Raw genomic sequence first — 13,463 nt, forward strand, 5'->3', positions numbered from 1 at the left:
GTCGTCATCGCCGGGAGCGAGAGCAAGGGCTACCCGCTCCGTCCCATCCCCTCGTTGAGCAGGCACGCCACCTCATGCTGGTCGCCCGTATCCTTCAGCGCCGGCCGCTCGGTCCTGCATCGCTCCATCGCAAACCGGCAGCGCGTGTGAAAGGCGCAGCCGGGCGGTGGATTGACCGGGCTCGGCACGTCGCCGTCGACCAGCGGCGCGAGCTTTTTCGCGAGCGGATTGGCGATCGGCACCGAGGCGAGAAGCGCCTGTGTGTAGGGATGGCGCGGATTGCCGAACAGCTCGTCCTTGCCGGCGATCTCGACGATGCGGCCGAGATACATCACCGCGACGCGGTGGCTGATATGGGCCACCACCGCGAGGTCGTGCGCGATGAAGAGATAGGAGAAGCCGTGTTCACGCTGCAAATCGACCAGCAGGTTGATCACCTGCGCCTGGATCGAGACGTCGAGCGCTGACACCGGCTCGTCGCAGACGATCAGCCGCGGCTCCAGTGCCAGTGCCCGCGCGATGCAGATGCGCTGGCGCTGGCCGCCGGAAAATTGATGCGGAAAGTTGCGCATCTGGTCGGGCCGCAAGCCCACCTGCTCGAACAGCTTTGCGACGCGCACCTCCAGCGCCCTGCCGGTGGCAAGACCATGCACGGCCAGCGGCTCGCCGACGATGTCGCCCGCGGTCATGCGCGGATTGAGCGAGGCAAACGGATCCTGGAAGACGATCTGCATCGAGCGGCGATGCGGGCGCAGCGCGCTCTTGGACAGATGCGTGATGTCCTCGCCGCCGAGGCGGATCTTGCCGGACGTCGGCTCGACCAGCCGTAGCACGCTGCGCGCCACCGTCGACTTGCCGCAGCCGGATTCGCCGACGAGACCGAGCGTCTCGCCCGCGCCAAGCGAGAACGAGACGCCGTCGACGGAATGCACGGTGCCCACCTGCCGGCGCAGCACGCCGGCGCGCACGGGATAATGCTTCTTGAGATCGGTAACTTCGAGCAGCACTTCAGTCATGCCACCTCCGCCACATCGGCCGCGCGCCAGCAGGCGGCGAGGTGGCCGCCGCCCCAATCCATCAGCGGTGGATATTCCTCGCAGCGCTTGATGGCGAGCTTGCAGCGGGGCGCGAAGGCACAGCCCTTCGGCAGCCGCACCAGCGATGGCACCGTGCCCGGAATTTCGTTCAGCCGCTCCTGTGCGGCGACGCCTGATGCCGGCACCGCGGGGATCGAGGCCATCAGACCGCGCGTATAGGGATGCTTCGGCGCGGCGAACAGCGCCTCGACGCCGGCTTCCTCGACTTTTCGTCCCGCATACATCACGATCACACGCTGCGCGGTCTGCGCGACGACGCCGAGATCATGGGTGATCAGGACGAGGCCGGTGCCGAGCTCCTTCTGGAGATCGAGGATCAGCGCCAGGATCTGCGCCTGGATGGTGACGTCGAGCGCGGTGGTCGGCTCGTCCGCGATCAAGAGCGCCGGCCGGCACGCCAGCGCCATCGCGATCATGGCGCGCTGGCGCATGCCGCCGGAGAGCTGGTGGGGATACTCCTGCGCACGCCGCGCCGGCTCGGGAATGCGCACCAGCCGCAGCATCTCGACGGCAATGTGTCGGGCTTCTTTCGACGAGATGTTCCGGTGCAGCCGCACCGCCTCCACGATCTGGTCGCCGATCCGCATGACGGGATTGAGCGATGTCATCGGCTCCTGGAAGATCATGGACATGCGATTGCCCCGGACCTTGCGCATCTCCGCCTCGTCAAGCGCCAGCAGATCGGTGCCTTCGAGCGTGACGGAGCCGCCGACGATGCGCCCGGGAGGATCGGGCACCAGCCGCATCATTGACAGCGCAGTGACGCTCTTGCCGCAGCCGGATTCGCCGACGATGGCGAGCGTCTCGCCACGGCTTACGGTGAAGGAGACGTCGTCGACCGCTTTGAAAAGACCGGAGTTGGTGAAGAACACCGTCTTCAGGTTCTTCACATCGAGCACGATTTTGGAGGTATCAGCCATCAGCCGCGCTGCCGGGGATCGAGGATGTCACGCAGCGCGTCACCGAACAGGTTTGCTCCGAACACCGCGAGGCTGATCGCGATGCCCGGGAAGATCACGAGCCACGGCGCGGTCCGGACATATTCGGCGGCGGATTCCGACAGCATGCGGCCCCAGGATGGATAGGGCTCGGGAATGCCGAGACCCAGAAAAGAGAGCGAGGCCTCGGTCAGAATGGTCGAGCCGAGCTGGGCGGTCGCGAGCACGATCAGCGGCGCCAGCGTGTTCGGCAGCACGTGACGAAGCGCGATACGTACCTCGCTCATGCCGATCGATTTCGCGGCTTCCACGAACGGCAGCTCCCGTAGCGCCAGGGTGTTGGCGCGGGTGACGCGCGAAACGGTCGGGATCAGCGGAATGGCAATGGCGAGGATGACGTTCGGCAGCGACGGACCGAGTGCCGCCGTCATGATCAGGGCCAGCACCAGCAGCGGCAGTGCCTGCAGGATATCGGACACGCGCTGGAACACGAGGTCGACCCAGCCCGAGAGGTAGCCGGAGGTGAGGCCGACCATGACCCCGATCGTGCCGCCAAGCGCGGTCGAGCCGATCCCGACCGCGAGCGAAATTCGCGCGCCATGGATGATGCGGCTGAACACGTCGCGGCCGAACGAGTCCGTGCCCATCCAGTGCGCGAGACTCGGACGCATCAGCGCGTGGGCGGAATCGACGCTCAGGGGATCGTAGCGCGCGATGAAATCGGCGAAGATGGCCGTCAGCACGAACAGCGTCATGATGAAGAGTCCCGCCGCGCCCAGCACGTGCCGCTGTGCCAGGAACAGCACCCGCGGCCAGCCGCCGGTCGCATGCGCGCCGGCACGCCGGAGTTCAACATCGTAGTCGATTGCGGCCATGCAAGCTCTATCTTCTCCCTCTCCCCGCTTGCGGGGAGAGGGTTGGGGTGAGGGGGGCGCTCCGAGGGGGAGGTGGGAGTCGGACTCGCGGAGACTCCCCCTCACCCGGATTGCGGCGCAATCCGACCTCTCCCCGCAACCGGGGCGAGGTGAAGGGGACTGCGCACGCCTCGTGAACAACAATCATGAATCAATCCGTATATCTTATGCGGGGATCGAATACCGCGTACAGCATGTCGACGATGAAATTGGCGCTCACCACCACGACGGCAATCAGCATCACGAGGTTCTGCACGATCGGATAATCGCGCCAGCGAATCGCCTCGACCAGGAAGCGCGCGACGCCGGGAATGTTGAACACGGTCTCCGTGACGATCAGGCCGCCGATCAGGAACGCCGCCTCGATGCCAATCACGGTGATGACGGGCAGGATCGCGTTCTTCAGCGCGTGATGATAGTTCACGGCGGCATCGGACGCACCTTTGGCACGCGCGGTGCGGATATAGTCCTGCCGCAGCACCTCCAGCATCGACGAGCGGGTGATGCGCATGGTCAGCGCCGCGCTGCGGAAGCCCACGGCGGCCGCGGGCACCGCGTATGTCGCGAACGCCTCGAGCCAGGTCCGCGGATTCGGATTGAAGATCGGGATCTCGCCGAACATCGCCACCGCGGCGGTGAGAATGAGCAGACCGAGCCAGAACGAGGGCAGCGACAATCCGCTCAGACTCACCACGCGCAGCGCATAATCGAGCCGCGTGCCTTGCTTGACCGCGCTGATGACGCCCAGGGGAATGCCGATCGAAGCCGAGAACAGCAGCGCAAGACCAGCGAGCCGCGCCGTGATCGGGATCCGCGGCAGGATCTCCTGGAGCGCCGGCTTCTCGGAGACATAGGAGTAACCGAGATCGCCGTGCAACAGGCCGCTGATCCAGTGCAGATATTGCATCACCAGCGGCTGGTCGATGCCGAGCTGCTTCTCGAGATCAACCTTGTCGGCCGGATCGACGTAGCCGGCCGCGGCAAACAGGATGTCGACGATGTTGCCGGGAACGATGCGCAACAGGAAGAAGATGACGACCGAGATCCCGAACAGGGTCACGAGCATTAGGAACAGGCGCCGCACCAGATAGGCAAACATCCTTCGCCCTCCGCGAGCCGCTGCTAGAGGTTAGCGTAAAGTGCGTCGCGGTTTTCCGACAAGATCATGCTCAAACCAAAACCGCCTTCAGCCTGACATGCTACTTGTCGAGCCACACATCCTCGAAGCGAAAGCCGTTATAGGAGCTGTTCGACATGATCGTGATCCCCTTGACATAGGGCTGCCAGCAGGTGCCGGCCCGCGCATGGAAGATGATCGGACGGGCGACATCCTCCTGCAGCTTCCTGTCGATGTCCCAGACCAATTGCTTGCGCTTGTTGATGTCGATCTCCTGCGACTGCACGTCGAAGAGCTTCTCGATCTGCTTGTTGCAATAGTTGGTGTAGTTCCGCTCCGAGCCGCAGGAATAGTTCTCGTAGAAGGACTGGTCGGGATCGTCGACGGAATTGCCGGTCAAATTGAGACCGAGCATGTAGTCCTTGCGCGCCACTTTCGGGAACCAGTTTGCGGTCTCCACGACGTCGAGTTCGCCGTCGATATAGATGCTCTTGAGCTGGTCGATCAGGATCACCGCGGGATCGCGATATTCCGCGAGATTGCGCGTCGAAACCTTCACGGCGAGATGCTTGTCGGGGCCATAGCCCGCCTTCTGCATCAGCTTCTTCGCTTCCTCGCGATTCGCATTCACGTCCGGGCCGTAGCCCGGAATCGTCTCGAGCTTGTCCTTGGGCATGCCCCAGATGCCTTGCGGCGGCGGCAGCATGGTGCCGCCGATGTCAGCCTGGCCTTCGAACAGGATGTCGATGAACGCCTTGCGATCGAGCGCCAACGACATCGCGCGGCGGATATCGATGTTGTCGAATGGTGGGGAGCTCGAATTGACGATGATGTTGGTCGAGACGTTGGTCGGCTCGACGACGCAGACCGCGTTCGGCGCCTGCGACTTGATGTCCTTCAGGAGCGGGATGGTGATATGGGTCGGAAAAGTCATATCGAACTTTCCGGCGACGAAGGCGAGGATCGCGGTCGAGCGGTTCGGGATGATCGTGTACTCGATGCCGTCGACATAGGGCAGACCCTTCTTCCAGTAGTCCGGATTTCGCGTCAGCTTGATGGATTCATTGGCCTTGAACTCGAGGAATTTGTACGGCCCGGTTCCGATCGGATGGGTGCGCATGTCCGCCGGCGAGACGTGACAGGGATAGATCGGCGTATAACCGGAAGCGAGCATCGCCAGCAGCGAGGGCTGCGGCCGCTTCAGGTCGAAGGAAACCTCGAAATCGCCGTTGGGCGTGACGTCGTTGACCTCGCTGTACCAGGCTTTGCGCGGATTCTGCCGCAGCTTCTGCTGCGATTTGCCCATCAGGAGATCGAACGTGCACTTGACGTCAGCCGACGTGAACGGCTTGCCGTCATGCCATTTGACTCCCTGTCGGAGCTTGAACGTCAATTTCTTGTTGTCGCTGCTCCATGACCAGCTTTCGGCCAGCTCCGGTCTGAGGGTATCAGGGCTGTTCTGCGCGATGTGCTGATCATAGATGACGAGATTGTTGAAGACCCCCATGAAGGGCACGTTGACCGAATAGGTCGCACCCTCGAGGATGGACGCGTTCGCCGGGCTGTCACGGTGATATATCCGCAGGATGCCGCCCTGCTTGGGCTCGGCTGCGAATGTCATGGTCGAAAACGCCAGCAAAGATAGCGCCGCCGTCGCGGCAAGCGCCCACACGCTCCGCATCCTCGTCCTCCCTGGACACCGGCCATTAGTGGCCTGTTTGACCTCACGATAGCCGAGGCGCGTGGAGGGAAGCAACCGGCCAAGGCGTTTTAGAGGCTTGGCAATTGGGATGACGGTTCGCTCCCTCGCCCCGCTTGCGAGGAGAGGGTCGGGGTGGGGCGATGACAACAACAGTCGGACACGCGGAGGTTCCCCCTCACCCAATCGCGCTCAAGGCGCGCATTCCGGCCTCTCCCTGCACGCGGGGAGAGGCGAAGAAGGCTCACACAATCCGCGACGTCTTGTTGCCCCAATACCGGTCCCGCAGCAGCCTCTTGTAGAGCTTTCCCGTCGGCAGCCGCGGCAATTCCTTCTCGAAATCGACCGAGCGCGGCACCTTCTGCCGCGACAGCGACGCTCCGCAGAAGGCGATCAGCTCCGTGGCGAGCGCGTCATCGGGCATCACGCCCGGCATTGGCTGCACCACCGCCTTCACCTCCTCGCCGAGATCGGCGTTCGGCACGCCGAACACGGCGGCGTCAGCGACCTTGGGATGGGTGATCAGCAGGTTCTCGCACTCCTGCGGATAGATGTTCACGCCGCCGGAGATGATCATGAAGGTGGCGCGGTCGGTGAGATACAGGAAATTGTCGTGGTCGACATAGCCGACATCGCCGACCGTGCTCATACTGCCGTCGGCCGAGCGGGCCTCCCTGGTTTTGTCGGGGTCGTTGAAATATTCGAACGGCGATCCGGTCTTGAACCAGACCTGGCCCGGCGTGCCGGTCGGACAGGGCTGCATGTTCTCGTCGAGAATGTGGAGATCGCCCAGCAGCACCTTGCCGACGGTGCCGCGATGGCTGAGCCATTCCTCGCTGTTGCAGGCCGTGAAGCCGAGGCCTTCCGTAGCGCCGTAATATTCGTGGATGATCGGCCCCCACCATCTGATCATGTCGTCCTTGACCAGCGCCGGGCAGGGCGCTGCGGCATGGATCGCGATCTCGAGCGATGACAGGTCGTAGCGGCGGCGCGCCTCCTCCGGCAGCTTCAGCAAGCGCGAGAACATCGTCGGCACCAGCTGCGTGTGCGTGATGCCCCATTGCTGGACGAGTTGAAGGTAACGCTCGGGATCGAACGTCTCCATGATAATCGCGGTACCTCCCATGCGGATGGTGAGATTGACCGCAGCTTGCGGCGCCGAGTGATACAGCGGGGCGGGCGACAGATAGACCATGCCTTCGCGGTAGTGCCAAAGTTTTGTCAGGAAATCGAACAGCGGCAGATTGTGCTTCGGTGCCTCCTCCGGCAGCGGCCGCAAAATGCCTTTCGGCCGTCCCGTCGTGCCCGACGAATAGAGCATGGCGGTGCCGAGCCATTCGTCCGCAATCGGCGTCCTCGGCAGACCGGCGGTGACATCGGCAAGTCCCACGATCCGGTCATTCTCGCCCGGTCCGTCGGCGACGATGCAGAGCTTGATATCAGGGCAGGCCTGGATCGCCTCGCGCGCAATGTCGAGCTTTGCAGCGGACGTGATCAAGATCTTCGACTGGCTGTTGACCAGGAGATAAGTGAGCTCGCCCGCAGTCAGGAAGGAGTTGATGCAGGTGTAGTAGAGCCCCGAGCGCTCGCCCGCGCTGCAGGCTTCGAGATAGCGCGAATTGTTCTCCATGAAGATCGAGTAGTGGTCGAGCCGCTTCAATCCGTGCTTCCGGAACAGGTGGGCCAGCCGGTTGCTGCGTGCATCGAGCTCGCGATAGGTGACGGCCTCGCCGGTTGCCGCCATGATGAAGGCGGGCTCGAGCGGGCGCAGGCGGGCATGCAGGCCTGGGTACATCAGAGCTCCGGGTTTGACATCATGCGGCGAGATCGAGGATTTCACGCACCTCGGCCGGGCTCTCGATCTTGCGCGGATTGTGCGGGATCCAGTTCGTGCGCATCGCCTGTTCCGCGATGACGTCGAAATGCTCCGGAGAGACGCGCATTTCGGCGAGCCTGCGCGGCATGCCGAGCGAGCGGATGAAGGCATCGAGCACGTCGGCGGCATTGTGCCCGGGGAAACCCATCGCGGCGGCGGCGATCATCTGGCGCTCGGCGTTGGCGCTGGCATTCCAGCGCATCACCGCCGGCAGCATGATGCAGGAGGTGTAGCCGTGCGGCACGCCGAAGGCGGCACCGAGCACATAGCCGATGCCGTGGCTCGCCCCCATCGGCACGCCGGCCGCGAGCGCGCCCATGGACAGCCAGGTGCCGATCTGGGCATCCATGCGCGCGTCGAGATCGGTGGGGTCGGCCTTCACCCGCGGCAGCGCGTCCGCGAGCATCGCGAGCCCTTTCACCGATTGCGCGTCGGCATAAGGGTGGGTCTCGTGCGAGCAGATCGCCTCGACGCAATGATCGACGGCGCGGATGCCGGTGGACAGAAACAGCCATTCCGGCGTGTGCATTGTGATGGCAGGATCGAGGATGGTGGCGCGCGGCACCGTGAGCGGATGCCGCAGCATCTGCTTCACATGCGTTCTGCCGTCGGTCACGCCAGCGATCGATGAGAACTCGCCGCCGGCGATCGTGGTCGGCACGCTGATCTGACGCACATTCGGCGCTGTCATCTCTGGTGTGACGCCCCTGTGCACGCGGATGCGGTCGATGCCTTCGATCGTGTCGATGCCATTGGCAAGGCAGAGCTGCACCGCCTTGGCGCCGTCGGTGATCGAGCCGCCGCCCACGGTCACGATCAGATCGGCGCCCGCCCCGCGCGCGGCATTGGTGGCGGCGATCACCGCTTCGCGCGGGGTGTGGGGCGGCATCGCATCGAACAGCCCGGCGCAGCGCGGCCCGAGTGCCTGGACGATCTTTGCGATTTCGTCGGTCTCGCGGTTCAGGGTGCCCGAGACCATCAGGAAGGCACGCCGTGTTCCCAGCCGGTCCATTTGCGCGACGATCGCGTCAGCCGCCGGATGGCCGAACACGACCTCCTCGATCGCACCGTAGACGACACGTCCCTGATGCACGCCTGTCCTCCCCGGACAATTCGTCTCGTTTTGTAAGGACTAATCTAGCTGAGCACCCGCCGCCCGTCATGTGCGAAGACGCTGGCTCCTTCTTACCCCCTCCAGGGGACGGTCGTGAATGCCGCTGCGCCATTGCCAACCTAACGTTGACCGATCGCCGCCGTCGCCCCTCTCTTCGTGTCAACCCGCCATCCGGCCAGGGCACCGTTCCAGTCCCTGCGCATCCTTTGGTCTTGAAGAGTTCATCAACTCCAACCATGTTGGAACGCCCGCGGGTAAAGGCGTACCCTGCCTTTTCCGCGGCTTTTGAGGCGAGGACTTCGGATGACCGGACCGGACGGAAGCGAGCGACTTGTCAAACAGCACGATTTCGTTCAACCGAGGCACCCCGCGGTAGCTTGCCTCCTCGCCGCCGCCTTCGCGCTCAGCGGCTGCGGCCAGCCGGCCTCGCAAGCGGCCGCGCCGCCGCCTCCGCCTGTTACCGTCGCCCAGCCGGTCAAGCGCACCGTCACCGATTGGGACGAGTACACCGGCCGCTTCGAGGCGGTCGAGGAGGTGCAGGTGCGCCCCCGCGTCGGTGGCTTCGTCAACTCCGTCGAATTCCAGGACGGCGCGATCGTGCATCAGGGCGATCTGCTCTATGTGATCGATCCCCGCCCGTTCGAGGCCGTGGCCGAGCAGGCGGACGGCCAGCTCTCCGACGCCCGCGCCAAGGTGGAGCTCGCCAAGCGGGAGCTCGATCGCGGCTTGAACCTGGTGCAGACCAGCGCGGTCTCCGAGCAGGCCGTCGACCAACGCCGCCAGGCTTTGCAGGCCGCGCACGCCGCCGAGACCCAGGCCGAGGGTGCACTGAAGGCCGCCAAGCTCAACATCGAGTTCACCCATGTGACCGCGCCGATCACCGGCCGTGTCAGCCGCCATCTCGTCAGTCCGGGCAATCTCGTGCAGGGCAGCGACGCCGGCTCCTCCACCTTGCTGACCTCGATCGTGACGATGGATCCGATCTACATCTATTTCGACATGGATGAGACGACCTTCATCAAATACAGCAAGCTGTGGTTCGAGGGTAAGCGCCCAAGCTCGCGCGACACAGCGAACCCTGTGCAGGTCACGCTCGCCGGCGAAACGAAGCCGTCGCATGACGGCTCCATCAACTTCCTCGACAACCGCCTCGATGTCTCCACGGGAACGCTGCGGAGCCGCGCCGTCGTCAAGAACACCGATCTGTCGATCCTGCCCGGCCAGTTTGGCCGCGTCCGCCTGATCGGCAGCGCACCTTACGAGGCGCTCTTGATCCCGGATGCCGCGGTCGCGACCGACCAGTCGCGCAAGATCGTGTTCGTGGTGAAGCCTGATGACACCGTCGAGGCGCGGCCCGTGGTGCTGGGGCCGCTCGACGAGGGCCTCCGCGTGATCCGCGAAGGGCTGAAGGCCGAGGACCGCGTCATCGTCAACGGCATCCAGCGGGCCCGCGTCGGCGCCAAGGTCGCCCCGTCTCCCGCGCCAGCGCCGGCCGGTGGCAAGGCTGGTGACAAGTCATGAATCTTGGTCGTCTGTCCATCAACCAGCCCATCCTCGCGATGGTGCTGTCGATCGTGCTGCTGATCGTCGGTACGCTCGCTTACTCGACGCTGCCGATCTCCGAATATCCGCAAGTGGTGCCTCCAACCGTCGTCGTCACCACGCAATATCCGGGCGCCTCGGCGCAAACCGTGTCCGACACCGTCGCCGCTCCGATCGAGCAGCAGATCAACGGCGTCGAGGACATGCTGTATCTCTACAGCCAGGCGACCTCGAACGGCCAGCTCACGATCACCGTCACCTTCAAGCTCGGCACCGACCTGGATAAGGCCCAGGTGCTGGTGCAGAACCGCGTTGCGATCGCACAGCCGCAGCTGCCGGACGAGGTCCAGCGCAACGGCGTCGTCACCCGCAAGAACTCGCCCGACATCCTGATGGTCGTGTTCATGTTGTCGCCGGACGACACGTTCGACCAACTCTATATATCCAACTACGCGCTGCTGCAGGTCCGCGACCAGCTGCTGCGCATCGACGGCGTCGGCGACATCCAGATCTTCGGCGCGCGCGACTATTCGATGCGGCTGTGGCTCGATCCTGACCGCATCGCCAATCTCGGCCTGACCTCGACCGAGGTGCTGGCCGCGATCCGTGCCCAGAACGTGCAAATCGCCGGCGGCCAGATCGCCGAGCCGCCGATCGCCGACCGCGCCTTCCAGCCCAACCTCGTCTTTACGGGGAGGTTGAAAGACAAGAAACAGTTCGAGGACATCCTGATCAAGGCCGGCTCCGACGGCCGCACCGTGCGTTTGCGCGACGTCGCCCGCATCGAGCTCGGCGCGCTCGCTTATTCCACCAACAGCTTCCTGCTGCGCAAATCCGCAGTCGCCATGCTGGTGACGCAGCGGCCGGGGTCGAACGCGCTCGCGACGGCAAAGAGCATCTCGGACACGATGGAGAAGCTCAAGACGAGCTTCCCGAAGGGCCTCGACTACAACATCGGCTACAACCCGACCGAGTTCATCGCACAGTCGGTCCACGAGCTGATCAAGACCATCTACGAGGCGATGCTGCTCGTGGTCGTCGTCGTGCTGGTGTTCTTGCAGGGCTGGCGGCCTGCGATCATCCCCATCATCGCGATCCCGGTCTCGCTGGTCGGCACCTTCGCGGTGATGGCTGCACTGGGCTTTTCCATCAACAACCTCACGCTGTTCGGCCTCGTGCTCGCGGTCGGCATCGTCGTCGACGACGCCATCGTCGTGGTCGAGAATGTCGAGCGGCATCTCGAGCACGGCCTCAGCCGGCGCGACGCGGCGTTGAAGACCATGGAAGAGGTCGGCGGCGCGCTGGTCTCGATCGCGCTCGTGCTGTGCGCGGTGTTCGTGCCGACGGCGTTCCTCGGCGGCATCTCCGGGCAGTTCTTCCAGCAATTTGCCGTCACCATTGCGGTTGCGACTGCGATCTCCTGTTTCTGCTCCCTGACGCTGTCGCCGGCGCTGGCCTCGCAGATACTCGTCCCGCACGAGGAGAAACGGCCGCCAGCCGCCTGGAATCTGGTCGCACGCGCCTGGGGTACCTTCACCGCCGCCTTCAACCGCGTGTTCGACCGATTGGCGCACGGCTATGCCGGCGTCGCCAATTTCGTGATCCGGCACGCGGTGGTGATGCTGCTGATCTATGTCGTGTTGATCGGCAGCGCAGGCTGGCTGATCGGGACGACGTCGCAGGGCTTCATCCCCGCGCAGGACCGCGGCTACGTCATCATCTCGGTGCAATTGCCGGGGGCGGCGTCGCTGGCGCGGACCACCGAGATCGTGCGTGAGATCGAGCGGATCTCGCTGGATACGCCGGGTATCATCCGTGTCGCCGCATTCGCCGGCTTCTCCGGCGCCACGCGCACGCAGGCGGGCAATGCCGCCGCGCTGTTTCCGGTGTTCGATGAACCCGAGGCGCGTATCAAGAAGGGACTGACGGCGAATGCCATCACGGCGGAGCTGCGCAAGCGCCTCGCCGCGATCCAGGGCGCCTTCATCATCGTGATCCCGCCGCCGGCCGTGCCCGGCATCGGCACCGGCGGCGGCTTCGCCATCCGCATCCAGGATCGGCAGGGCCGCGGGCCCGAGCTGCTGGCGTCTGCAACCGACGAGCTCGTCGCCGCCGCGCGCAAATCCCCGGCGCTCCTCGGGCCCACGGTGTTCTCGCCGTTCTCGGCCAGTACGCCGCAGCTGTTCGTCGACATCGATCGTACCAAGGCGCAAAAGCTCGGAGTGCCGATTGCGAACATCAACGACACGATCCAGACCTATTTCGGATCGACCTATGTCAACGACTTCAACCTGTTCGGCCGAACCTATCACGTCACCGCTCAGGCGGATTTCCCGTTCCGCAAAGAGCCTGCCGATCTCGCGCGGCTGCGCACGCGCAATGCCTCGGGCGACATGGTGATGCTCGGCAGCGTGGTCGACTTCAGGGATGTCTCGGGCCCCGACCGCGTCGCGCGCTACAATCTCTATGCGGCGTCCGAATTGCAGGGCGAGCCGGCGCCGGGCGTGAGCTCGACCACCGCGCTCAACACCATCAAGAAGCTCGCCGACGAGACCTTGCCGAGCGGCTTCTCCTTCGAGTGGACGGACCTGTCCTATCAGCAGATCACCGGCGGCAATGCCGGCCTCTACGTGTTCCCGATCTGCGTGCTGTTCGTCTATCTCGTGCTCGCCGCGCAATATGGCAGCTGGACCCTGCCGTTCGCGGTGATCCTGATCGTGCCGATGTGCCTGCTCGCCGCCACCATCGGCGTCCGCATCATGGGCCAGGACGTCAACATCCTCACCCAGATCGGCTTCGTCGTGCTGGTGGGCCTGGCGGCAAAAAACGCCATCCTGATTGTCGAGTTCGCACGCGATATCGAGAAGGAAGGCAAACCGCGGCTGGAGGCCGTGATCGAAGCCTGCCGGCTGCGGTTGCGGCCGATCCTGATGACGTCCTTCGCCTTCATCCTCGGCGTGCTGCCGCTGGTGATCTCGTCCGGCTCCGGCTCCGAGATGCGTCAGGCCGTCGGCGTCGCCGTCTTCTTCGGCATGATCGGCGTCACGCTGTTCGGCCTCCTGTTCACCCCGATCTTCTATGTGGTGGTGCGGAACCTGGCGGACGGGCGCAACGAGAAGGGGGCGATCTCGTCATCTTGAGGTATTCGCGATACCCATGGGCACGG

At 64.4% G+C, this 13,463-nt stretch carries 9 protein-coding genes; 2 read left to right on the forward strand and 7 right to left on the reverse strand.

The window, feature by feature from the left end; all coding sequences use genetic code 11:
• Positions 1–29 precede the first annotated feature (29 nt).
• The 7 genes from ACVW16_RS19435 to ACVW16_RS19465 form a co-directional block, all read right to left on the reverse strand.
• A complete protein-coding gene (locus ACVW16_RS19435; RefSeq protein ID WP_456736625.1) occupies positions 30–1,016 on the reverse strand; it encodes an ABC transporter ATP-binding protein in 987 nt (328 codons plus the stop codon).
• A complete protein-coding gene (locus ACVW16_RS19440) occupies positions 1,013–2,017 on the reverse strand; it encodes an ABC transporter ATP-binding protein (protein WP_456736624.1) in 1,005 nt (334 codons plus the stop codon). The genes ACVW16_RS19435 and ACVW16_RS19440 overlap by 4 nt, the downstream gene beginning before the upstream one ends.
• On the reverse strand, positions 2,017–2,910 hold the full coding sequence (locus ACVW16_RS19445) for an ABC transporter permease (RefSeq protein ID WP_456736623.1): 894 nt from the start codon (positions 2,908–2,910) through the stop codon (positions 2,017–2,019). Before ACVW16_RS19445 ends, ACVW16_RS19440 begins: the two co-directional genes overlap by 1 nt.
• Before the next feature lie 190 nt (positions 2,911–3,100).
• Positions 3,101–4,048: an ABC transporter permease gene (locus tag ACVW16_RS19450; protein WP_456700755.1), complete on the reverse strand. Its 948-nt coding sequence runs from the start codon at positions 4,046–4,048 to the stop codon at positions 3,101–3,103.
• 100 nt (positions 4,049–4,148) lie between these two features.
• On the reverse strand, positions 4,149–5,747 hold the full coding sequence (locus ACVW16_RS19455; protein ID WP_456736622.1) for an ABC transporter substrate-binding protein: 1,599 nt from the start codon (positions 5,745–5,747) through the stop codon (positions 4,149–4,151).
• Positions 5,748–6,009: 262 nt separating this feature from the next.
• The gene (locus ACVW16_RS19460; RefSeq protein ID WP_456739001.1) at positions 6,010–7,560 is read right to left on the reverse strand and encodes an AMP-binding protein; all 1,551 of its coding nucleotides are present in this window, start codon (positions 7,558–7,560) and stop codon (positions 6,010–6,012) included.
• A 19-nt stretch (positions 7,561–7,579) separates the two neighbouring features.
• Positions 7,580–8,734 (reverse strand): iron-containing alcohol dehydrogenase, encoded by a 1,155-nt coding sequence (locus ACVW16_RS19465; RefSeq protein ID WP_456736621.1) that lies wholly within the window; start codon positions 8,732–8,734, stop codon positions 7,580–7,582.
• A gap of 324 nt (positions 8,735–9,058) precedes the next feature.
• Here ACVW16_RS19465 and ACVW16_RS19470 point away from each other — a divergent pair, with 324 nt between their 5' ends.
• Positions 9,059–10,276 carry an efflux RND transporter periplasmic adaptor subunit gene (locus tag ACVW16_RS19470; RefSeq protein ID WP_456700759.1) on the forward strand — a complete coding sequence of 406 codons (1,218 nt, stop codon included), beginning with the start codon at positions 9,059–9,061 and terminating at the stop codon, positions 10,274–10,276.
• Positions 10,273–13,437, forward strand: a complete 3,165-nt coding sequence (locus ACVW16_RS19475) for an efflux RND transporter permease subunit (protein ID WP_456736620.1) — start codon at positions 10,273–10,275, stop codon at positions 13,435–13,437. Before ACVW16_RS19470 ends, ACVW16_RS19475 begins: the two co-directional genes overlap by 4 nt.
• Positions 13,438–13,463: the final 26 nt, after the last annotated feature.

It is taken from the genome of Bradyrhizobium sp. USDA 4474 (assembly GCF_054057515.1).